The 22,279-nt window shown below is 48.5% G+C and carries 16 protein-coding genes; 5 read left to right on the top strand and 11 right to left on the bottom strand.

From position 1 onward, the window contains the following. Nucleotides 1-75 precede the first annotated feature (75 nt). The 6 genes from C0Q44_RS08110 to C0Q44_RS08085 all read right to left on the bottom strand — a co-directional run bounded on the left by C0Q44_RS08110 (nucleotide 76) and on the right by C0Q44_RS08085 (nucleotide 8,640). Nucleotides 76-903: a carbohydrate ABC transporter permease gene (locus tag C0Q44_RS08110; protein ID WP_105406809.1), complete on the bottom strand. Its 828-nt coding sequence runs from the start codon at nucleotides 901-903 to the stop codon at nucleotides 76-78. Further along, on the bottom strand, nucleotides 900-1,784 hold the full coding sequence (locus C0Q44_RS08105) for a carbohydrate ABC transporter permease (RefSeq protein WP_105406808.1): 885 nt from the start codon (nucleotides 1,782-1,784) through the stop codon (nucleotides 900-902). The genes C0Q44_RS08110 and C0Q44_RS08105 overlap by 4 nt, the downstream gene beginning before the upstream one ends. 180 nt (nucleotides 1,785-1,964) lie before the next feature. After that, on the bottom strand, nucleotides 1,965-3,245 hold the full coding sequence (locus tag C0Q44_RS08100) for an ABC transporter substrate-binding protein (RefSeq protein ID WP_105406807.1): 1,281 nt from the start codon (nucleotides 3,243-3,245) through the stop codon (nucleotides 1,965-1,967). Between the two features lie 147 nt (nucleotides 3,246-3,392). Then, nucleotides 3,393-4,502, bottom strand: coding sequence for a response regulator transcription factor (locus tag C0Q44_RS08095; RefSeq protein ID WP_105406806.1), 1,110 nt, complete (start codon nucleotides 4,500-4,502; stop codon nucleotides 3,393-3,395). Further along, nucleotides 4,502-6,289 (bottom strand): sensor histidine kinase, encoded by a 1,788-nt coding sequence (locus C0Q44_RS08090; protein WP_105406805.1) that lies wholly within the window; start codon nucleotides 6,287-6,289, stop codon nucleotides 4,502-4,504. Before C0Q44_RS08090 ends, C0Q44_RS08095 begins: the two co-directional genes overlap by 1 nt. Nucleotides 6,290-6,636: 347 nt before the next feature. Beyond that, entirely contained in the window at nucleotides 6,637-8,640 is a 2,004-nt protein-coding gene (locus tag C0Q44_RS08085; protein WP_105406804.1) for a beta-galactosidase, read from the bottom strand. Between the two features lie 246 nt (nucleotides 8,641-8,886). Here C0Q44_RS08085 and C0Q44_RS08080 point away from each other — a divergent pair, with 246 nt between their 5' ends. Further along, the gene (locus C0Q44_RS08080) at nucleotides 8,887-9,858 is read left to right on the top strand and encodes an AraC family transcriptional regulator (protein ID WP_105406803.1); all 972 of its coding nucleotides are present in this window, start codon (nucleotides 8,887-8,889) and stop codon (nucleotides 9,856-9,858) included. Here C0Q44_RS08080 and mobA read toward each other — a convergent pair. Next, complete coding sequence (gene mobA / locus C0Q44_RS08075) at nucleotides 9,846-10,457, bottom strand: molybdenum cofactor guanylyltransferase (protein ID WP_181150901.1); 612 nt, start codon at nucleotides 10,455-10,457, stop codon at nucleotides 9,846-9,848. The genes C0Q44_RS08080 and mobA overlap by 13 nt on opposite strands. A gap of 128 nt (nucleotides 10,458-10,585) precedes the next feature. Here mobA and C0Q44_RS08070 point away from each other — a divergent pair, with 128 nt between their 5' ends. Further along, on the top strand, nucleotides 10,586-11,815 hold the full coding sequence (locus C0Q44_RS08070; RefSeq protein WP_258166208.1) for an MFS transporter: 1,230 nt from the start codon (nucleotides 10,586-10,588) through the stop codon (nucleotides 11,813-11,815). Nucleotides 11,816-12,554: 739 nt separating this feature from the next. On the opposite strand, the gene C0Q44_RS08065 is transcribed toward C0Q44_RS08070, so the two are convergent. Continuing rightward, nucleotides 12,555-14,288 (bottom strand): glutamine--tRNA ligase/YqeY domain fusion protein, encoded by a 1,734-nt coding sequence (locus tag C0Q44_RS08065; protein WP_105406800.1) that lies wholly within the window; start codon nucleotides 14,286-14,288, stop codon nucleotides 12,555-12,557. A 260-nt stretch (nucleotides 14,289-14,548) separates the two neighbouring features. Between C0Q44_RS08065 and C0Q44_RS08060 the strand changes: the two genes are divergently transcribed. Continuing rightward, a complete protein-coding gene (locus C0Q44_RS08060) occupies nucleotides 14,549-14,806 on the top strand; it encodes a DUF2164 domain-containing protein (RefSeq protein ID WP_105406799.1) in 258 nt (85 codons plus the stop codon). A gap of 47 nt (nucleotides 14,807-14,853) precedes the next feature. Continuing rightward, on the top strand, nucleotides 14,854-15,402 hold the full coding sequence (locus C0Q44_RS08055; RefSeq protein WP_105406798.1) for a GNAT family N-acetyltransferase: 549 nt from the start codon (nucleotides 14,854-14,856) through the stop codon (nucleotides 15,400-15,402). 166 nt (nucleotides 15,403-15,568) lie between these two features. On the opposite strand, the gene C0Q44_RS08050 is transcribed toward C0Q44_RS08055, so the two are convergent. Together C0Q44_RS08050 and C0Q44_RS08045 are read right to left on the bottom strand one after the other, a co-directional pair. Next, nucleotides 15,569-16,357: an SDR family oxidoreductase gene (locus tag C0Q44_RS08050; protein WP_105406797.1), complete on the bottom strand. Its 789-nt coding sequence runs from the start codon at nucleotides 16,355-16,357 to the stop codon at nucleotides 15,569-15,571. Between the two features lie 42 nt (nucleotides 16,358-16,399). Further along, complete coding sequence (locus C0Q44_RS08045; RefSeq protein WP_105406796.1) at nucleotides 16,400-16,900, bottom strand: GNAT family N-acetyltransferase; 501 nt, start codon at nucleotides 16,898-16,900, stop codon at nucleotides 16,400-16,402. A 366-nt stretch (nucleotides 16,901-17,266) separates the two neighbouring features. On the opposite strand from C0Q44_RS08045, the gene C0Q44_RS08040 reads away from it, so the two are divergent. Beyond that, nucleotides 17,267-18,466 carry a methyltransferase domain-containing protein gene (locus tag C0Q44_RS08040; protein WP_181150900.1) on the top strand — a complete coding sequence of 400 codons (1,200 nt, stop codon included), beginning with the start codon at nucleotides 17,267-17,269 and terminating at the stop codon, nucleotides 18,464-18,466. A gap of 100 nt (nucleotides 18,467-18,566) precedes the next feature. Here C0Q44_RS08040 and C0Q44_RS08035 read toward each other — a convergent pair whose 3' ends face one another. Then, the gene (locus tag C0Q44_RS08035; RefSeq protein ID WP_105406795.1) at nucleotides 18,567-21,962 is read right to left on the bottom strand and encodes a GH36-type glycosyl hydrolase domain-containing protein; all 3,396 of its coding nucleotides are present in this window, start codon (nucleotides 21,960-21,962) and stop codon (nucleotides 18,567-18,569) included. Nucleotides 21,963-22,279: the final 317 nt, after the last annotated feature.

The following is a 22,279-nucleotide window of genomic DNA, read 5'->3' as shown; positions in this document are numbered from 1 at the left end:
AGCACCCTTCGGTTCAAGGCGGTTCATTTCATTTACAGATTGAAGGAGATGGGTAGATCCAGCTTGCGGGTCTCTTTACCCTTTCACCGCACCCTCTGCAATACCCTCCATGATGAACTTCTGAAAGAAAGCATAGATTAGAATAACCGGAATCGCAGTCAGTACAAGGGAGGACAGAATCAACGGCCATTCCTTGCTATATTCACCAAACAGCATGTTCGTGGACAGAATCAGCGTATAACGATTCACATCGGTCAACATGAGCAGTGGCAACAAGAAGTCATTCCAGATCCACAGGAAGTCCAGAATCGCGATGGTGACTGTGATCGGAAGCAATAGCGGGAAGATAATCTGGAAGAACGTCTGGAACTCATTACATCCATCCATCTGCGCTGACTCTTCCAACTCACGTGGTATGGACTTGACAAACCCGTGATAGAGGAAGATTGCCATGTTCACACCAAGCCCAATATAGATTAGAGCCAGTCCATATGTGCTTCCCTGTACACCCATGCCTTTGGCTACCCGTGTCAGCGGAATCATGATCGAGTGAAACGGCACCAGCATGGATGCAACAAAGAGGAAGAAGATCAGGTTGCTCAGTCGACCAGAGGTACGTGACAGCTTGTATCCCGCCAGTGAGGCACAGAAGACGATACCACCGATCCCCAGAAAGGATACAATCGCCGAGTTCATCGAACTGCCCAACAGGTTGATTTTGTTAAACGCGTCCGAATAATTCTCCCAGTGAAGCGTTGTCGGTAGCGCGATAAAGGATTGGAACATCTCACCTTGTGTTTTGAAAGAGTTCACCACCGCCATGTAGATTGGCAGCATGGCCACGAGAGAACCCAGAATCAGCAGCAGTCGAATCAGATAACTGTTCAGTCGTTGCATCCTCATGCTTCCACCTCTTTCTTCTTCATGACGGTGATCTGGATGAGTGTGAAGATGAGTACGATGATGAACAGCACAACCGATTTGGCACTCGCATAGCCGTATCTGAAGTTGTTGGAGAACGCTTCTTCATAGATATTCATCGTGATAACCTGTGTGGCCCGGCCCGGTCCACCGCCAGTTAGTCCATATACCACTTCGAACACCTTGAATGCTCCGTTCAACGTCAGGAAGAAACAGATGGTCACAGCATGAGTAATCATCGGCAACACCACATTGCGCAGTACCTGAAATGCATTGGCGCCATCAATGACAGCTGCTTCCTTGAGACTCTTCGGCACACCTTGAAGGGCAGCCAGGTAGATGATCATCATATACCCCACACCGTTCCAGAGCGATACGATCAGAATGGAGTAAAAGGAGAACCTCGGATCACCCAGCCATTGCTGGTCCAGGAATGAAAAAGCCAGTTTCTCCGCGAGCTGTGGTAGCACCTGAGAGAAGATGAATGTCCACATGAACGCACTGATGATTGTACTGATCATGTTCGGCATGAAGAACAGGGTCCGGAAGAGCCCTTTGCTACGCGTCCGTGATTCAATCAACACGGCAAGCAACAAGGCAATTCCATTTTGCAGAATCAGCATAAATATTACATATTTCATCGTGAACCACAGGGAGTTCAGAAAGTCCGGATCTTCTTTGAACAATTCCACGAAGTTGCCCAGACCGATGAAGCTGTAATCCCGATTGAGCCCGTTCCAATCCGTCAGGCTATAGAACATGCCACTAAACGTAGGGTACAGCAGGAAAATCGCATAGATGACAAAGGCAGGCGCAGTGAACGCGAGCAGTGACAGATACTTCTTGAACACATTCGTAGCCATAGGTTCTCCCCCTTTTCACTCGAAGCGGATGATCGTAAACGGGGGAACGAAGGACGTTCTGCCTGCCGTATCACCTGCTTGGAGACTGCGACGAAATAAAGTACCGCCTATTTGTTGACAAAACCCCAAAACCGTTGAGATTTTGCCAACAAAAGCGGGTACTACATTCCTCGCATCTCCTTACTTGTTGACTTTGTTGTACGATTTCCACGCCTTGTCGAGTGCATCGATAACCTGCTGTTTATTTAATTGCCCAGAGTAGTAGCCTTGCAACGCTTTGCCTGACTCGTCTTTCACCGCTTGAGGGAGGGATGGGTCCTCATAAGCTTTACCTTCACTCACATATTTCTGGGCATCGTCTACCCACGGGAAGCTCTTGAAGTCATGGATCTTGGCAATCGGATTGAACTTGAGTGCTTCGAAGAATGCACTTGAATCCTTGTCATCGAGAATGTAGTTCACGAAATCGAGTGCCACTTCTTTGTTTTTGCTAGATGACGATACTGCCAGTGAAGTGGAGGTGCTCAGATTGATTTTGGTATCATCCGGATTGTCATTGATCGGCATTGGTGCTACACCAAAGTTCAAGTCCGGGTTGGACTTCAGAATGGTTTCGGCAAACCATGGTCCCTGAATCCACATCGCGGCGCTTCCTGATGCGAAGGCTGCTGAACCATCATCTCCGCCCACTTCCAGCGCTTTGTCCGTTCCATTGGCATTGACGAGATCGAAGATATCGAACAATGCTTTCATATCGGAGAAGGAGCCCTGATCCTGATTCATCTTCTCCACGAAGTCTTTGTGCTCAGACTGAGTTAATGCACCCACGGTAAGTGGCAGGAATAATTGCGGAATCCAGGCTTCTTTGTAGGACAGTTCAAACGGTGTAATGTTGGCTGCTTTGAGTTTCTCCACGACCGCTTTCATTTCCGTTAAAGTCGTTGGCACTTCCAGCCCTTGCTCTTCGAAAATATCTTTATTGTACAGATAGCCCCATGATACCGTTTCCAATGGAACAGCTACGACTTTGCCCTCCGCATCCGTTACGGAAGGTTTAACAGAATCCAGCAACTTATCGACAAAAGGTTGGCCCGACAGGTCTTCCAGATAACCCGCTTTGCTAAACGGTGGAATCTCATTGACTGCATGCAGAGCGAACACATCCGGTGCATCATTGGATGCCAGTCGTGTCTTCAGAATCTGGGGCGCATTGTCTGCTGGCGGCATCTCCAGCTGTACATTGACCTCGATGTTTTTCTCTGCTTTCTCCTTGGCTTTGAACTGTTCTATATATTTATCGTAATGTTCTTTCAGCCGAGGTTGTGCAATGAATACTTTGAGTGACACCGTGCTGCCTGATGCTGATTCCTCCTGCCCATTGTCCGTTCCTGCATTGGAGCCGCAACCTGCGAGCAGAACACTGACCAGTACCGCACTTGCTACGCTTTTCCATACTTTCATCTCTTATGACCTCCCGGTGTGTAACTGGTTTGTCTTTCATAGGCTCATTATATACCGGACAATGAAAGCGCTTCATTGGACAAAATTAGACTCATGTATTGGATTATTTTAAACCTTAATCCAACCACAAGTGCTTCCTCGAACGACTCATTCCGTGCTATTGCCTGGATTGCCTGACAACCGAGGTTGTCCCTTCCGCATCTCTCCCGGTGAAACTCCGAAATGTTTCTTGAACACCCGATAGAAATAGGACACATCCTCATAACCTGTCATCTCGGCAATATGTTTGAATGGAATCTGATCATCCATCACCCATTCCTTCGCTCTCGTCATACGTAACCGGACAACATAATCGGTCACATTCACCTCATACTCCTTCTTAAATACCTTGCTGAGATATTCTTTACTGACAAAAAAGATCTGGGCGAGCTGTTCCAGCGTAATCATCTCCATACAGTGCTGCTCCATATACTGCTTCACCTCGTCCAGGTTCAGCTTGTTCTTGAACTTGCGCTGTGAGATCAACTGTTCCAAAGCCTCGTAATACGGGGCTGATATCCAATCCATTGCGGCCGGTATGGATGCCAGCGCTGTCGAAGAAGGTAACGCGGTTACCTCTGGCCGATCACATAAGCCGTTGGAGACGCATAGTTCATCTAGCAAGGCCTTTAACTCATAGGCTACCCGCCCAAGTTGCCGGGGTCTGTGGATCTCGCAATGTTCCAGCTTCTGCTGCAACTGTTGGAACCATTCCCGCAGACTCTGGAGATTCAGATCATTAAATCGCAGGCGGGCCTGCTGCTGCAACAAGGTGAACTCACCCGCGAACGAAGACGGGTAGGCTTCCCACGATTCAGGCGCGGATTCAGCCTTTTCCAATTCCCTTGCACACTTCGCCAGCACCCCGTTCAACTCATCTGGATTCACCGGTTTGAGCAGATAATCGGCAGCCCGATGGCGGATCGCATGTTTCGCATAATTGAAATCATCATATCCACTGACCACGATCACCTTGATCTGCGGGTATTGTCCGCTCAATGTCTGTAACAGCTCCACACCATCCGTACCGGGCATGCGCATGTCTGTAATAATAATGTGAGGCTGAAGCTGCTTAACCAGTTGTATGGCCTGTTCACCATCCTCTGCCTCACCTGCAACGGCCATACCGAGCTCCATCCAATCTCCAAGGCTGCGCAAAATATCCCGGTTCCATGGTTCATCGTCCACTAACAGTACTCTATACGGCTCCTTGTTCATCAGGCTTCGCCTCCTGTATTGCAGGGGATTCGCACGATCACTCTCGTCCCCTGTCCGTGTTCACTTTCCATGCTCATGCCATATTCAGGCCCAAAATGCATCACCATTCGTGAGGCTGCATTGACGAGTCCAATACTTGTTCCTGAACTCCATACCCTGTCTGCCTGCCGGGTGAGTCGCTCCAGTCTCGATTGCATCTCTGCCAGCTTCTCGGCATCCATGCCCACGCCGTTATCCCCAATTTGAATGGTTACGTCATTCTGCTTACGGACAACCGCAATGCCCAGCTTCCACTCCCCTTGTTTCTTCTCCAAACCATGCAAAAATGCATTCTCCACAATCGGTTGCAGAGACAACTTGGGAATATAACATTCCCGAAGTTCTCCGGTAATCTCCAGTGTATATTCAAGTCTGCCGGCAAAACGTTGCTTTTGAATGAGCATATAATGCTCCAGCTGGTCCAGTTCAGACTGTAGGGGCACAAGTCCATCCGGCGCTCGCACAATGTAACGAAACATCTCGCTTAATGCTCGAATGACTTTGTAACTATCTGCCGGTTTCTGCGAGTAGACCATACCGCCAATCATTTGCAATGTATTTTGCAGAAAATGTGGGTGGATCTGGGATTGTAACGCTTTGAGTTCAGCCGTCTGCTTCTCCAGATTCATCAGGTAGTTGTCCCGAATGTGTTCCCGAATGCGGCTTGCCATACCGTGCAGATTTTTCTCCAGTAGACCAATCTCATCTACCCTGCCGCTTCGTACCACTTCCCTGTCCTTAATCAGCTGGATACCCTTCATGGCATTCGCCAGTCTGACAATGGGCTTCGATGTACGCCAAGCCACGAACGCAGCTATTCCAATAGAGATGATGGTTGCGAGGCCACCCACAACCAATCCGTATTTCATCGTCTCCAAGGCACTTTCATTAATGACATGGGCAGGTACAATCTTGATCACACGCAGTCCTGAGGGCTCAATGGATTGAAAGAATACGTATTCCTTGGCTGTACGGATGAAGCCCGAACTTTCTTGCGTGCCTGCCATTTTCTCCATTGCTTCCGCAGACGGCTGAATCTCCTGGTTCGGCTGATAGACCGGACTTCCCGTGCTGTCGGCAATGTATACTGCATAGTCTCCCCGGCTATCCAACAGCTCCAGGGTCTGATTGAACTCCGCCCACTTGACCTCCAGACTGATGGCGCCAATCTGTGCCTGATCCTCGAAGCGATTCATACTACGGGTCATGTGAAACTTTTGCGGATCGTCAGGATCATTCATAATTGTAAAATCTTTATGTTGTGCAAAAAGTTCATGATAGCCTGCCGGAATTTCGGATACCGCTCTGATGCGGGAATCCATGGAGTTGAAGGTGAACAAGGTGTCCAATTCCTTCAAGTACAGTTCCACGCCAAATACATAATTGCCCGCGGAGTAGTATACACTGTTCAACATATTGAACACGGCCTTCTGTTCATCGAATCGACTGGCTGCCGGCGCTTCCTGATTCAATGCCAGATATTGATGCAATTCGTCACTGATCTGGATCGAGTAGATAATATTGTTCATGCGGGCAAACTGTTCACCCAGATAGATAGAGGCCCAGTTCATGTTCGCACGGTTCGTCTCCATAATCTCCTCTTCCATGGAAGAACGGGTATTCTCGGCCGCCATAGCGGTCATGGCAATGACGGGCAGAACGGCCAGTAACGTCATGGTCAGAATCAATTTATTGCGAATGCTGCGTTTGAAAGGATCTGTCAGCTTCCGATATGCTTCGGTAAACACAGCGCATCCACTCCTGAGCTCAAATAAGACAAACGCCCCAGCATGGAAGCCGAGGGCGCTTTGGTCTTTATATTCGTTTGGAAATGTTAAAATATCACGTTATACAATAGAATGAATGGTTACACGAGATCACTACGTGTTCAGAACAACCTTCTGATCGCTGTTATCACCAGATTTTTTGATTCCCTTATCTAAGGGGAAAATCCGGTGATAAAGGCGAGATGTATGCTTCCGATGCAGCTTTCTTTCAGAAAGCTTTTAGCTCCGCTTCCTCAGGTTATTTCTGTCATCTCCGTTTTTGTGTAAATTTATAGTTCAACATCCCTTGCCTACTCTATTATTTCCTATTATTGTTCAATAATCCGTATGCCCCACGGCTCCAGTTCGATCTTCTCTCCCGCAGCAATCAGGGTTCCAGCCAGAAGTTCGGTACCTTCCCCATAAGCATTCACAAAGGAAGTTGCCTCATCCGCATAATTGAAATAGTAGCGAATCGTGTTCCCTTGATCGTTCACACCTGTCTTCACAATGATCGGAAAAGCCAGTTCCTGATCAGCTCCCCATACGCCCGCTTCCTTCATCACACGCTCCAGCACCTTGCGAATCACCGCTGAACTGGTGTAACAACCGACATAGGTTGCTTTGCCATTGCCATAGCTGTTCTGAGTAATCGCCGCATATTCACCCCAATGTGGATGGCCGTACCATGCAAGTACTTCAGCCGTTGTCGGCGTAATCAGCTCCATCCAGGTGTGAACCTGGTTCTGCTCCTCACCGACCTGGAATGGATCATCGCGTAGCGACACATGCTTCGGCTCTACAAAAAGGTTATAACTGATCCCGCATGCCTCACTGATCAGGCCGGGCTGGCGGGTAGAGCGTACCTTGATATGCTCATTCGCAAATCCGCTTTTGAACGAGTAGACGATATGTCCGCCATCCTCTACGAATTGGTTCAATTTTTCCAGCAATGCATCCGAGGCGGCATACAAGGCAGGTACAACAAGCACATCATATTCCGCATAACTCTCAACTGACGGGTCGATAAGGTCACAGCCAATATTCATTTTATATAATTCATCGTACATCCAGCGCACCACGTCATTGTAGGTCTTGTCACTGGTGAAGTTAAAGCCAAACCACTTGATCGAAGTCAGTGCCTCATTGCTGAACAGAACAGCCACCCGATTCTTCTTCTTGAGATTAACAAGCTTCGGACTAAGTCTGGCAAAATCCCGGCCAATGGTCTTCGCTTCGTTGTACACCGGATTCGGTTCGAAATCATGACTGAGCAAGCCTTTCCAGTACGTCTCAAACGAATTGTGCAACGAATGCCAGTGCCAGTAGGCGACCATGTTCGCTCCAGATGCCAGATGACTGAAAGCCTGTAATCGAAGTTGCCCCGGATAAGGAACCCAGTGACAGAATGCCTGTGCTTCGGTCTCCAGTACAAGATAGTTCGATTGTTTGGTGGAACGCGCCACGTCCCCGCCGAATGAAATCTCAATGCCGGTCAGATCATCCTGGGAAGGATGATAGATGTCCACACTGGTGATGTCAAAAGGTTTCGATGCGGCAAAATGATCCACATCCCCTTGAATGCCGTAGGAATACCCACGCCAATCGAAGTCAAAGTTCTGGGTAACAAACTGTCCTTCCTGTTTGTACTCATTCACAATCCCGACTTGCCATGCGAGAAAGTCCGTTACCAGCTGTCGCTGGAACTTGGCAAACTCTGCACCGAGACTGCCGTTAATCGTGCCCACAACAGACGGAAAGTCCTCCCAGCTATTGATCCGATTACTCCAGTAGTCGAGGCCGAATTCCTTGTTCAACTCCTCCAGAGAGCTGAACTTGTTACGCATATATTTGACGAATTGCAGTTGTACATTATCTCCGGCGGTATTGTAATGCTTCGTTTCATTGTCCGTCTGGTAACCGATCACAGCTGGATGTGTGCTTACCCGAGAGATTAACTTACGGATGATTCGCTCGGCATAGAATAGATAGGCTGGATGGGTAATGTCCATGATCTGTCTTGCACCGTATTTGCCAGGTCCTTGTGAGGTGGTAGCCAGAACGTCAGGGTGTTCCTTGACCATCCACGTGGGAACAGCATACGTTGGTGTGCCAACGATGACCTGAATCCCCGCCTCATGCATGGCATCCAGCACACGATCCACGGAAGAGAAGTCAAATACACCATTCTGCGGTTCATGGGTGCTCCAGGTCGATTCTGCAATGCGGACCACGTTGATTCCTGCATCCTTCATCATCTGAATGTCCTTGTCCAATCTTTCGTAAGGCATATATTCATCATAATAAGCTACACCATATAATAATTTGTCCATGATTCGGTCTCCTTTTTGACGGAAAATGTGTCTGCTTGACATGTACATGAGTTGACATATTCCAGTCCGTAATGGTAGCGTTTACAATATTATCGGTTATTGCATATTGATTGTTCACGAGCACCATCTAATACCGCTGCATACCATGAATTATCCATGCTCGCGTTAAACTGATTATAATGAAGTATACTAGGAGTGCCGATTGTACAAGGCGAGTTGTTTTTACCCTTTTCCGAGGTGAATATAATGGATATCCGATCCCAGCTCCGAGAAATGCCCCACCATACGCTGGCCCACTGGCTGCCTATTATCGACTGTAACATTAAATTCTATGGTGCGCACAGCCAACAAGTTCCATTTGGATGGGCGATGCCGGAGGAATCACATCCGGGCTTTGAAATTATGTTGATTATCGAAGGCACTCAGGAAAGTGTCATTCATGGCTACACCTATACCGTGGAGGAAGGTTCCATTCTCCTCATCCCTCCCGGATTCAAACATACGAATCAATGCATATCTACGGAAGGCATGACTTATTTCAGCGCTCATTTTAATGTGGATGATCCCGTCTTCATCCTGAAGTTGATGTCACAACATAGTAGAATCTACGCAGCAGGTACGGCAGATAATATGAAGATTCGTGTTGTGCTGGAGAACTGGATGGGCATGATTAACATAACCGAGGCCTACACGTCCACCGACAAAATGATCATGCAGGCACGCATGTTTGAATTGTTCGCCCTGTTGTCTCAAGCCGCTGACAATGAACCTGAGTCCACCACTTCCATCACTGCTTCACACGCGCCAGCCCCAACGGCCATGCACTATGCGGGAGCTATAGCGGAGGCGATCAAGCAGGCATTCTATGCCCAACTTCGGACCAAAGAAGGCAGTGTATCCACGGTCAAAGTAGAACAGATTATATCCTCGTTTGGCATCAGCCCAGGATATGGTTTGCAGGTCTTTCGCAAGGTGTTCGGACAATCGCCGCGGGCGTATCTGTCCAGCCTGAAGCTGCAAGAAGCCAAAGTGCTGATCGAACAACCAGAGCTGTCTCTTGGGGAAATTGCGTGGAAATTGGGGTACACCCATCTGTCTCATTTCAGCAGACAATTCAAGCGCTGGACAGGCCAGAGCCCGCTTCAATATCGGAACCATCATGCAGATGTATCCCGTGATCCGGTATCTCACCGATCGATTTTCGGTCAGATGCCTTGATTACGGATGCGCTCGTATTCTTCAGGAGTGTTCATGTTACTCAATTGTGTAGCTACATGATGGACACCTGCTCTCTCAAGCTCATCTGCCTGGACATAACGGCAACCGATCTCTTCAAGCCAGCGAGTGACCCGCAGCTGATCCTGCATCAGGCGCTGCTCCAGATCAGGGAGCACACGCTTGTGATATGCACCTGCAAGTGGATGCACGCGCCCTTCCAGTGATGGAACAATCGCGGCATACGAGTCATGTGAATTCGTCAGTGTTTTCATACCATCGAAAAAGGACGTTTGCAGGAGTGGCATATCGCAGGCGCAGACCAGATTCCAATCCGTATTCGAAGCGTCCAGTGCCGCATGAAGACCAGCGAGAGGCCCTTTCCCCGGATAGTGATCCTGGATGCATTCGTAGCCCATTACGCTGTAGGCTGTCACGTTCGGCCCGGCAGCAACAATGATGCGGGATACCGCGGGTCTCATGGCGTTCGTGACCTGTTCCAGCACAGCGGAACCGTTCAGTTCCAGCAGGGCTTTGTTGGACCACATGCGCCTGGATAACCCTCCGGCCAAGATAATGCCTGTCCATTCTTTCGTATTCATGGTGTATCCTCCTTCAATCAACGATGTGTGCATGTTACCGCATTCAATCTCCAAACGGTTGCTGTGCATTGAATCCCTTTACCACAAATGATACATTGAACAATATGATTCTGAAAGGAATGGCTTAATTGGACAGATCTATACCTTCACGAGGTAATTCTTCATTGGTTTCCCTGAAACTATATAACTTTTTCATATATGGAGCCATCTCCATCTTCGCCGGATTCTTGCAACTCTATCTGCAAGAGATTGGCATGACCAAACTGGAGATTGGCAGCCTGATGGCGATTGGGCCCTTTATCTCCCTGTTCGCCAACCCGTTCTGGGGCTTCTGGAGCGATAAATCCCGCAACATTCGCATCATTCTGATGATTATGATGGGAGGCACATTTGTGCTTGGCCAGGGTGTGTTCTATGCGCCCAGTTATACGTGGATTTATGTAGCGATGATTTTCTTTTATTTTTTTCAAAGTCCATTATTCGCCCAAACGAATAGCCTGATTCTCGGATATATCGATGGTACGAGCCAAAAGTTCGGGGCATTCCGGCTCTGGGGTTCACTCGGTTGGGCGCTTACTGCGGTTGCAGCCGGGCCGATTATTGACCGTTTTGGCATCTACAGTGTATCCATAATATTTGCCTGCATGATTGCCGTAGCCTTTGTATTATCCGTATTTCTGCCCAGACAACCTATCGCTTCCGATACACCTGTAGTTACGTTTCGACGATTCGGCAGAGTGATGTTCAATCCGTATTTTATGACATTTATCGGCCTGGGTGTACTTGTTTCTGTGCCCAATGCGATGAACAGTACATTCATGTCACTATATATTGTAGAGATGGGTGGCGACAAACAGCTGGTGGGCTGGGCCATCTTCACCTCTTCCATTCTGGAAGTCGGTGTATTCCTGCTACTTGATCGCTTTCTCAAACGCAAAATGAGCATGCTCCTGGCATCTCTCATTCTGATCAGTCTGCTGTTCGCACTTCGCTGGCAGCTCATGGCTATTGCCAGCAACCCGCTGGAGATTGTGTTCATTCAACTGATGCATTCCATTACGTTCGGTGGATACTTCTATGTAGGTACACAGCTAACGATGCTGTTCATCCCAAGACCTTATCGTTCCTCGGGTCAAGCGGTCTACACGATGGCCTGGGGCGGTCTCTCTGGAGTTATTGCCGGCCTGTTCGGCGGCTGGTTGTTCCAGAGCTTCGGTGCGGAAGTCATGTATAGCATCGGCGTATTCTTCTCACTCATCGGCGCGGTCGGATTCGGCATCATGTGGTTATCGAACCGCCGTAACGGCTATCAGCCAACCGTGTTGACCGAGATGGGCAATATGGATGAGGACCGATAATCATTTGTTACAGGCTATTCGAACGATTAAAGTTACACTGGCGCACTCCGATGACAGAACAATCTTTCAATCGCTGTTATTCCCGGATTTTTTGATTCCCTTTTCAAAGGGTAAAATCCGGGTATAAAGGCGACCGCTTCGCTTCTCCAGCTTTTTTCTGTCCTCTCTGTTAGGGTGTAACATCAGCGTTCTAAAAAACCGAAACAAAAGATTACGGATAGTAGTAGCAAAGAAGAACAGAGAAAGGGCCGCTTTCGGCTTATTGTCCCTTACCTTGTACAGTTCCAGTACGACCCATGCTTATTACTTCTCAGTAGAGTACGCTGCTGGAGTTTCTAACGAACTCCAAGCGTCTTATTGGCAGCAATTAAGCAGAAATCTAATTCTAACGAACACCAGTCACGCTATTCCATGTAAAAGACGATGATAACCACGAAAAGACAGGCCAGACGAGCAAATAAGGTGTCTACGATTCGTTACGTTGCTGGAATACCCAAATACACTTAAATAGCGTGTCCTCGGTTCGTTAGATTTTTGCCTCACACGCACTCCATGGCTTCAGCTCATGTTCATATTCATGCCGTATTATATGGTCAGTCTAAAACTAAACCTGACTATATCCAGAATAACAAAAGGGCATCCTCCGCCATGATCATGACGAAGGATGCCCTTTCTATAACTTATAACTTGGCTGCTTGCCAGCACTCTGATGAATAGAAATTAAGTTCATTCATCGGTCTTATGCCTTAGGCAGTTGGAACGAGCTTTTCAGGGATACGACCCGGTTAAATACCGGACGGCCTGGCTCGGAATGCTTCGGATCAACACTGAAGTAACCGTGACGGAAGAATTGGAATTTATCCTGAGCGTTCGCTTCCTTCATCTCCTGTTCCACATATCCTTGAACAATCTCAATGGAATTCGGGTTCAGTTGATCCAGGAACGTTTTCTCCGGTTGCTCTTCCACAACCTCAGTTTCAGCCCCAGCTACAGCCACTTCCACCTCTGCTTCCGGTGCTTCATCCAAGATCAAAGGCTCATACAGACGGAATTCAGCAGGTACCGCTTGAGTCGCTTCTACCCAGTGGATCGTACCTTTAACTTTACGGCCTGTGAATCCACTGCCGCTCTTCGTCTCCACATCGTAGGTACAATGAATCTCGGTCACATTGCCGTCCGCATCCTTGATGACATCGTTACATTTGATAAAGTATGCATGTTTCAGACGAACCTCGTTACCAGGGAACAAACGGAAATATTTGTTCGGCGGAATTTCCATGAAGTCGTCCTGTTCAATGTAAATCTCACGGGAGAACGGAATTTGACGATTACCCATCTCCGGGTTCTCCACATTATTTTCTGCTTCCAGCCATTCCACTTGCCCTTCCGGGTAGTTGGTAATAACCACTTTGAGCGGGTGCAGGACAGCCATTGTGCGCGGAGCTTTCAGTTTCAGGTCTTCACGTACAAAGTGCTCCAGCGTTTGCAGGTCGATAACTCCATAGTTTTTGGAAATGCCTGTCTCATATACAAAATCACGAATGGCTTCCGGTGTATATCCCCGGCGGCGCAGACCCGAAATCGTCGGCATACGCGGATCATCCCATCCATCCACATGGCCTTCGTCCACGAGCAGTTTCAGCTTCCGCTTACTGGTCACCATCTGCGACAGGTTCAGGCGGCCAAATTCATATTGACGCGGCTGATTCTCCATCTCACATTCAGCGATCACCCAATCATAGAATGGACGTTGATCCTCAAACTCCAGGGAGCAGAGGGAATGCGTCACACCTTCAATGGCATCTTCGAGCGGATGAGCAAAGGCGTACATTGGATAGATGCACCATTTGTCACCCGTGTTATGATGGTGTGCATGTGAAATTCGGTAAATCACCGGATCGCGCAAGTTGATATTTGGTGCTGCCATATCAATCTTGGCACGCAGCACTTTCTCCCCGTTCTTGAACTCGCCTGCACGCATCCGTGTGAACAGGTCGAGATTCTCTTCCACTGAACGATCACGGTACGGGCTGTTCTTGCCCGGCTCCGTCAGCGTTCCACGCATTGCACGAATTTCGTCGGCGCTTTGGTCGTCGATGTAGGCTTTTCCTTTTTTAATCAAAAGGACCGCACGGTCATACATCTCATCAAAATAATCGGAGGCAAAACGTTTCTCGCTCCACTCGTATCCGAGCCATTTCACGTCTTCCTGAATCGATTGAACGTACTCTACATCTTCCTTGACCGGGTTCGTGTCATCAAAGCGCAGATTTGTTTTGCCGCCGAATTCGCCGCCCAATGCAAAGTTAATCCAGATCGCCTTCGCATGGCCAATATGCAGATAACCGTTCGGTTCCGGAGGAAAACGGGTAATAACTTCCTGGACTTTCCCGGACCGGAGATCTTCGGTAATGATATTTTTGATAAAGTTAGGTGGGGTTGTACGATTGTCCACAGGTATCAAACCTTTCATGAATTAATTGGAGCTTTCGGGAATTGCAGCAATTCCGGCTATAATTCCTTTATAACGAAGTCATTTCCTGAAAAAATTCTATTTGCTTGGAAAGTTTCGTACGCGTTTCATTTAAATATACCTTTAACGGGGGAGGAGTTCAATAAAGAACGGCACCATAGTCAGGATCAGCCTGCATAAATAGGCCCAAAACCATTTTGACGGGTTCGCTCGAATCATGTAGCATAATGGTAAAAACAAATTAAAGGGAGGGTTTCCCATTGAACGCGCTAAAACTGACCAAAGAACAGCAGGATGAAGCCATTCGTACCATCCAGTCCTATTTCGATGACGAGCGCGGCGAAGAACTAGGTGATCTGGCAGCCTGGGGTGTGCTGGACTTATTCATGACGCAACTCGCTCCCTACATATATAATCAGGCACTCAGCGACGCCCGCACAACGGTCAATCAACGTATGGCCTCGATGGAAGAAGACCTGTTCGCACTGGAGCGAAAGCTGCCCAAGACTTCCCGTTAATCTACTACAACTAAACCTATACCATACAAAGAAAGAAGGTTGCATTCATGTTTACCTATTCATTGGATGAATATACCGAACTCCGGCCTCTTGCCATGGAACATACCAAACCACTGTTCGAACTCACGGATCGCTCGCGGGATCAATTAAGACACTGGTTACCTTGGGTCGATCATGTGACCGAAGTGGAACATACCTCAAGCTTCATTACCAATGCGTTAAAACAAGGCGCCGAAAATGGCGGATTCACCGCTGGAGTATGGTCCAAAGGGGCTCTTGCGGGAATCATCGGTTTCCACGAGATTAACTGGACCAATCGCTCGGTAAGTATCGGATACTGGCTGGGAAAAGGCTTCGAGGGTCAGGGCTTGATGACGAGCGCTTGCCGAGTTCTGGTCGATTACGCACTGGTGACCTTGGATCTGAATCGCGTCGAGATTCGCTCGGCAACGAATAACAAACGGAGTCGCGCCATCCCTGAAAGACTCGGATTTGTCCTCGAAGGTGTCATTCGTCAGGCCGAGAAGTTACCTAAAGGTTACGTGAACCATGCGGTCTACGGCATGTTGCAACATGAATGGGAACTTTTGCGATAATCAGCTTACATAATATAGGATCAATCTGAATACCCTCCATCTCCACAACATGTGGGGACAGAGGGTATTCTATATTTCACTTCTTAGCCGGCTTGTAGTAACTTCATCCGATTCTTCATATATTGACGCTAAACTAACTACAGTAACTCAAAGGTATACTGCACCCCTAGAGCGCTCGAACCATGCCGCCATCCACAATCAGTGAGGTTCCGGTAATGTACGTATTGGCCCCGGATAACAGGAATACTACCGCTTTGGCAAATTCCTCCGGTTGACCATAACGGCCCAGCGGAATCTCTTTGCGGAACTGTTCAGCAACCTCGTCTTCACTGACTCCGTTCTGTTCTGCTCTCGCTGCATCCAACTCGTGTATGCGATCTGTTGCAATTCGCCCCGGTGCCACCGTGTTGATCAAAATACCGTATGGGGCAAGTTCCTGGGACAAGGTCTTGGCTAGGCCAAAAACGCCAGTACGGAACGTATTGGATAGAACCAGACCCGGGATCGGCTGCTTCACCGAAGTGGAAGAGATGTTCACGATATGCCCTCCGCTTTCTTTCATATAAGGAAGAGCACCGCGAATCAATCGTACATAACTAAGTACATTTAATTCAAATGCGCGTTCCCAGTCCTCATCCGTCAGTGACTCAAAGGAACCCGATGGTGGACCGCCCGAATTATTCACAAGAATATCAATCTGCCCGAACAGCTCGGCTGTCTTATGAATCAGCGTATCAATATCTTCCTTGCGTGTCACATCGGTTGCGCAATATTCCACACGTCCACCACGGCCAAGCGCCAGAAGCTCCTGTTTCACGGCTGCGAGCTTTTCTTCATTCCGGCTGGCAAGCATGACGTCAGCACCTTCTGCTGCCAATTGAGCGGCTACCGCCTTGCCCAGTCCACGACTGGAAGCCAGCACCAGTGCTTTTTTACCCCGTAATCCCATGTCCATCGATATTCCTCCTTTAGCTGAGTTTCTATATACGTTTTCTGTTTAAGTTGCCTGTATAAAATAACCCATAAGGATGTCATCTACATATCGGCCGCCAATATAAAACTCGGACACCAATGTGCCTTCCATCTGAAATCCACACCGGGTATAGAATGTGATTGCTCCCGGATTGCTGGAGAGAACGCGCAGCCTGAGCTTGCGAATGCCTTGTTCAGCCGCATGCTGCTTCATGGCATCCATCAAAGCTGTAGCAACACCACAACGCCGATCATGGGGATGAACCGCAATATGAATCTCGTAGACATGCCGGTTCACAGGCATACCTGTGGCTGCATGAAAGCCCACATAACCACATACCCGCTCTCCCTGCATGGCAAGCAATTGACTGCCTGGCGGACAATGTTGCAGATATTGCTGTCTGGATCGCCAATGCATCGGTGCAGGAGAGGTATGTTTGTCCCATACCAAGGTATCCAACTCCATTAACTGGACCGCATCCTTCATCTCGGATGCACGAATCGTAAACGTATGGCTGGTAAGCATAATGATTCAACCTTTCGTGCTATAGTCAACAACGCTGTACGTAGAGCAACGTAGCAACGTCGTAAGAGTGCCGGTACAACTCTGGTTCATTTCGTGTTTAACCTTTTGCTTCATGATGCCAGGTACATTCGTGCATGCTCTGTAAATGTTTACCCAGATCCATTAAGAAGCATTCCTCATGCTATATATTGTAACATAGCCCCAGCTCTGACTAAAATTCTACGCAATTCAGATCAAATTCCACCCTTTACTTGGCTAGACTTCAATTTTCTGTTTAACTTCAACCCACCCTCCAACATAATGAAATTAATACTTAACCTTGCCGTTACGTCATAGTTTATACTAGTTCGATAAGGGGGGTCTGTGATGAATATCAAGGAGGCAGCAAGCAGATTGGGTATATCAGCGAGAGCCATTCGATTCTATGAGGAAAAAGGATTAATCCACCCCGCCAAACAGTCCAGCAACGGATATCGCACCTATACCGAGAATGATATCTGGCGTCTGCAGACCATCGCAGCTCTGCGGGAGATTGGCATGTCGCTACAGGACATTACACACGCACTTGGGGAGATCGATCAGGGGAACCAGCAGCGGCTGGAAGAATATCTGGAGCTGCAACAAGCCGTCATGTACGCCCAGTGGATTGAGCTGAAACGCATGATGGATACAACTCAGCGCATGATGGATCTGAATCGCCAGGAGGGACCACTCGATGTCAGCCATCTGCACGACCTTGCGGATAGTGCGCGCCGTCTGCGTGAAGCACGGCAGAACTGGCATGACCGCTGGAACTATGATACGCAGGCAGCCCTTCATGATCAAAGAGTGCAGGCGGCGGACAGCACCGGTACGAGACAATCCATTTCAGAGGAAAAGCATCATTCGGACATCACCTCGCCGATCAGCGATAAGCATGAAGTTGCACATCCACACCATAATGCTGGAGGCCATTCCACACCGAGCAGTTCCAAGGATACGGTACAGTCTTCCTTTTATCTGTATCACAACTATGATGAGGGGCTCGAACAGACAGCTCATTGGATCTCGCCCGCCTCTGGCGAGAAAGGTCTTGATATCGGTACAGGCACGGGTAATCTGGCTGGGATACTGCTACAGCACGGCGCAGACATGACTGCCATCGACCAGTCCCGGGAGATGCTGCGCAGATGTCGTACCAAATATCCCGAGATGCATGTGAAGCTTGGTAATTTTCTGGCTCTGCCTTTTGCCGATCATTCCTTCGACTTTGTCGTATCCAGCTTCGCCTTCCATCATCTGAGTCCAGATCAGCAGCTTCTGGCATTACAGGAGATGCAGCGGGTACTCACTGGCCGTGGACGAATCTGCCTAACCGATCTGATGTTTGTCGACGCCGCTCACCGTGATTCCTATATTCGGCAGGCCGAAACCACAGGACATGAAGAACAACTTCACGCCTTGCATGAACGCCATTTCCCTCTTCTCGATGAGCTATGCAGCTGGCTTGAGGGACAGGGCTATGTAACGAAGTATCTTCGGCATAATGAGTTATTGCATACACTACTGGCAGTTCCGCTACGCTGATCCATGTATCCATTGTCCTCTCTAAACAAAAAAAAGACCATCCTGCCTTTAGTAAAGGAGGATGGCCTTGATCTGCATCGATGTACATCATGCTATGAAATTACATATAAATATCAACAATGGTGCGCTCAGTCGCACGACGTGCCTGTCTGAACTCATCGAGTGAGATGCAGAATCCGCCCTGACGATAACGGTTTGCTGTGCGCTCTGTGCGAATGTCTTTGCCATTCACCGCTACACGGTTAACAGTACCTTCATTCAAGTGATAGATGAACGTCACCGGCTCACCCGCATACTCGAATTCGAATTGCATACCGTTCAGCTCAGCTGGCAATACCGGATCAATGACCAGATCCCCGCCTTCCTGACGAATGCCAAGCGCATTGGAGATCAACTGGTTCATGTAGATTCCAGGGCCGCTGGAGTAGATTCTCCATCCACCTTTTACCTGTACAGTACCTTTACGAAGCTGGTCAAAATGTTCCTGCGCCTCGTAACGTGTATTGAACTTGCCGTCCGAACTGCTGAAGTACGCGTTCGCCTGACGAATCTCCGCGTTAGGTACAACCTCTCCGATACCAACCGGGTTGATCATCGCGAGACCATTCCATACCTGATCCGTCTTACCGAGCTTCGCCATCGCTTCCACGTAACGGATATGAGCGTGTACATACTGCAATCCAATCTCCCGTCCGAAGTTGGACGCTTGCTCTGCACGCTTGAAGTGGCTGCTCACACCGCCAGCATATTGAGCCGGACGATTCATCAGACGCACGCCATCCGGGCACAGGAACTGCTCACGGATCAATGCATAATGCGATTCCGCTTGCTCCGCATTCAGCAATTCACCAATCATGCTGCGTGTCATGGGTAACAGGCGGTATTGAATGCCTGTCTCTGTATCCGTTGGATGAAGCATCAGCTTCGCTTGATCCGCCTCTTCCATGTACACAAAGCCTGGAATAACATCCGTACCCAACATATACCGGTTAAAGTCCTCACGGATGCCCTGAGCCAATACGTGCAATTCCTGTGCAAAGTCCGCATCCTTGTATTTCAGCGCTTGTGAGAGTACATTGACGGACTGATACGTCAATGCCACAGTCCAACTGCTCACCATATATTGCTTGAGCTGTGCATTGGCTGGCTGGAGCGTATCATCCCAGTCACCATCTCCGTAGGAAGACAGGAATGTATCGTGCAGGAAGTGCGAACGGATATAATCGATCTCTTTTTTCGCATGATCCAATACCGTTGCTGTCTCTTCCGTGAATCCGAAGCTGTGCTTGACGGTATAAGGTACTTTCTCATCCAGAATCGCGTAATCACGAGTCGCTGTCAGATAATCCGCCAACACTTTCAGAGGCCATACGATGATATCACCGTGGCTTTCTTCCTGTTGAACGGCAAAGTATTTATCAAACATGAACCATTGCGGCCAGTTGCCATCATCTTCGTATTGGTGGGTATAGACCATTTTGATGATATCGCGAACTTGCTCATATTTCTGCGTTGCCATAAAGTACTCAACCGGACCTTGGCATACATCACGTGTACCCCATGCCGCGCCGCCGTATTGCTCCAAACCGTGAGGCACGGAGTAGTGAACCAGCATGTTGTGTGTATACCACCAAGCCAGCGCATTCACTTTGAACAGATCCTCTGCACTCTGGCCTTCACCGCGTGACAGACGGAATCCGTTCATCACACTTGCGAAGAATTCACGGTACGCCTCAACTTCCTCTTCGAACGTACGACTAGAATCTGCGGCCACAGCGTTCTCATTCAATTGGCCTTCCAGAATACCCTGAACCTTCAGCGTCCACTCAGCACTCTCTTCCAGGCTCAACGTAACCAGTGACGCGGAACCACTGCGAATACCACTCGCCAGCAACGTTTCGTCACCTACATTAACGGCAGCACCTTCCACCGACATGCGATATTGCAGATCCGGGTACGTTCCAGCACTCATCGCTTGTGGATCAGCTTTGAGGATCAATGTATTACCATCCTGCGTCATGTGCAGTGGATACTCGTATTCATTAACGTTCATCGTAATCTGGTTCGTCACCAGATAACGGTATGCTGTACCACTTGTCGAGCGCACATTCATGCTTACTTCGGTGGTGTGTGCCCCCGTGTAGTTAGTCACAATGATCGTATCAGACTCGGTTTTGTAGATCCAACGCACATAGTTGAAACCAATCTCGAACAGGGAAGGCATCGTCAGCAAACGATATTGACCTTCTACCTCTACATAGATGCGCTGTCCAGCCGTCTTAGGCACGTTCAATGCATTGCGGGCATTACTGATCATTTTATTGAAATTGGTGTTGCCAATCACGAGCTGTGAGTTGAAAATGCCGTACATGTACGATGTCGTCGTAATAACCTGTGCCCCAAGCTCTACGTTGCCACCACTCATCAGAATGTGACCGTGCGGACGCTCGACCATAAGTTCTTTCGCTTTCAGAACGATGTGTTCATAGCTACCCGTGAAGAAGGATAACAGTTTCTCACCGCTATGCTCTTCCTGATGACGATTCGGGAACAGATCATGAATCTCGTCTTGCGTCAGATCCAGCGTAACCAAGGGTTCACCCAGGAAGGAAGACAGTTTCACCTGTTCCAGTGTCTCCCCGTTCTGCACGTCCAGAGCCTGTACTTCATTCCATGCTGCAGTAATTTCATCCCCGAATTCCAGAGCAGAGATCCCTTCGACATGATTCGGCTTCGCCAGTCCGTAAAAGACGATCTGAGCTTCTCCGTTCAGATTCAACCGTTCAGATTGCAGCGCTGTATAGGCAAATTCATATTGATACGTCTCATTAGCCAGTGTGTGGCGGCTCAAACTCTCAGGTTGATTGGTTTCCTTATAAGAAAGACCGAAGAATTGGAACCCGTCCGTGGAGTACCCCACTGCCTTCGACAGAGAACCTTGTTGCATATACGGGAACATACCACCCTGAGGCTGATTTTGACGAGAACATACCACATAGCCTTTGGCTTCATCTTCAAACACCGTATGGTCAACATATTGCGAGAGGTAAGCTTCATTGCTGCGTACCGCACCTGGATCAGCAAGTCCTACATCCTGTCCATATACCACGTCTACGTGTTGTTGTTGTCCCGTGAGTTTCACATCCCAGAACCAGACACCTTGCGGTGTAGCCGTGAATACCACTTGATAGCTAATGCCCTGTTCGCTGCCTTGCAGCTGGACTGAGCCCTCCCAGATCAACTGGTTGCTGGACTGAGCCTTGCTCGTGATCACTTTGCTATTCGAACGTACACCCAGCAGCGGGAACGAGCTGATGTTCTCTCCCTCGTGTACACGCAGGTACAGATTGTTCAGAGATCCATCGATCTGATTGCTAAGCAACTGATTCAACATGGTCGTGCCGGAAGAGGCCTCGTAGAGATCTCCACTATTCAAAAAGGTAAAGGATAATTCCCCGGCAGTCAGCCGGATCGGTTCATTAATCATCGTTGTCATGTCATTCACTCCTTGAGTTAGTATACTATCGAAACGTTTCGATAAATCTGAAAAAGAATAGGGGTCTATTCGAACCGGCTTTTCAACGGCCCATTCGGATGATAAACCCCATCATTTAACTCTCACTTCAATGCGGGCAGTTCTTCATTTCTTTTGAATCCATTTCATAACTCATTAAATCAATACTTTTGTAACTAGATACGCCTTTATTGAAGCAGCTAAAGATATTATGAAATGGATTCTTGTATGTAAAAATAAGACCCACTCCGTTGCATAACAAGATCATAGCTTCATCCATCCACAAGCTGCTTCTTAGG

The organism is Paenibacillus sp. PCH8, from assembly GCF_002968835.1.
In the GTDB taxonomy this organism is placed as follows: Bacteria; Bacillota; Bacilli; order Paenibacillales; family Paenibacillaceae; genus Paenibacillus.
This window is presented reverse-complemented; position numbering and strand designations above follow the sequence as displayed.

What these genes read in the sequence shown, in the direction of transcription:
- C0Q44_RS08110 (WP_105406809.1), bottom strand. Translation starts at nt 903, where the DNA reads ATGAGGATGCAACGACTGAACAGTTATCTGATTCGACTGCTGCTGATT.
- C0Q44_RS08065 (WP_105406800.1), bottom strand. Translation starts at nt 14,288, where the DNA reads ATGAAAGGTTTGATACCTGTGGACAATCGTACAACCCCACCTAACTTT.
- C0Q44_RS08055 (WP_105406798.1), top strand. Translation starts at nt 14,854, where the DNA reads ATGTTTACCTATTCATTGGATGAATATACCGAACTCCGGCCTCTTGCC.
- C0Q44_RS08100 (WP_105406807.1), bottom strand. Translation starts at nt 3,245, where the DNA reads ATGAAAGTATGGAAAAGCGTAGCAAGTGCGGTACTGGTCAGTGTTCTG.
- mobA (WP_181150901.1), bottom strand. Translation starts at nt 10,457, where the DNA reads ATGAATACGAAAGAATGGACAGGCATTATCTTGGCCGGAGGGTTATCC.
- C0Q44_RS08035 (WP_105406795.1), bottom strand. Translation starts at nt 21,962, where the DNA reads ATGACAACGATGATTAATGAACCGATCCGGCTGACTGCCGGGGAATTA.
- C0Q44_RS08050 (WP_105406797.1), bottom strand. Translation starts at nt 16,357, where the DNA reads ATGGACATGGGATTACGGGGTAAAAAAGCACTGGTGCTGGCTTCCAGT.
- C0Q44_RS08045 (WP_105406796.1), bottom strand. Translation starts at nt 16,900, where the DNA reads ATGCTTACCAGCCATACGTTTACGATTCGTGCATCCGAGATGAAGGAT.
- C0Q44_RS08095 (WP_105406806.1), bottom strand. Translation starts at nt 4,502, where the DNA reads ATGAACAAGGAGCCGTATAGAGTACTGTTAGTGGACGATGAACCATGG.
- C0Q44_RS08040 (WP_181150900.1), top strand. Translation starts at nt 17,267, where the DNA reads ATGAATATCAAGGAGGCAGCAAGCAGATTGGGTATATCAGCGAGAGCC.
- C0Q44_RS08105 (WP_105406808.1), bottom strand. Translation starts at nt 1,784, where the DNA reads ATGGCTACGAATGTGTTCAAGAAGTATCTGTCACTGCTCGCGTTCACT.
- C0Q44_RS08080 (WP_105406803.1), top strand. Translation starts at nt 8,887, where the DNA reads ATGGATATCCGATCCCAGCTCCGAGAAATGCCCCACCATACGCTGGCC.
- C0Q44_RS08085 (WP_105406804.1), bottom strand. Translation starts at nt 8,640, where the DNA reads ATGGACAAATTATTATATGGTGTAGCTTATTATGATGAATATATGCCT.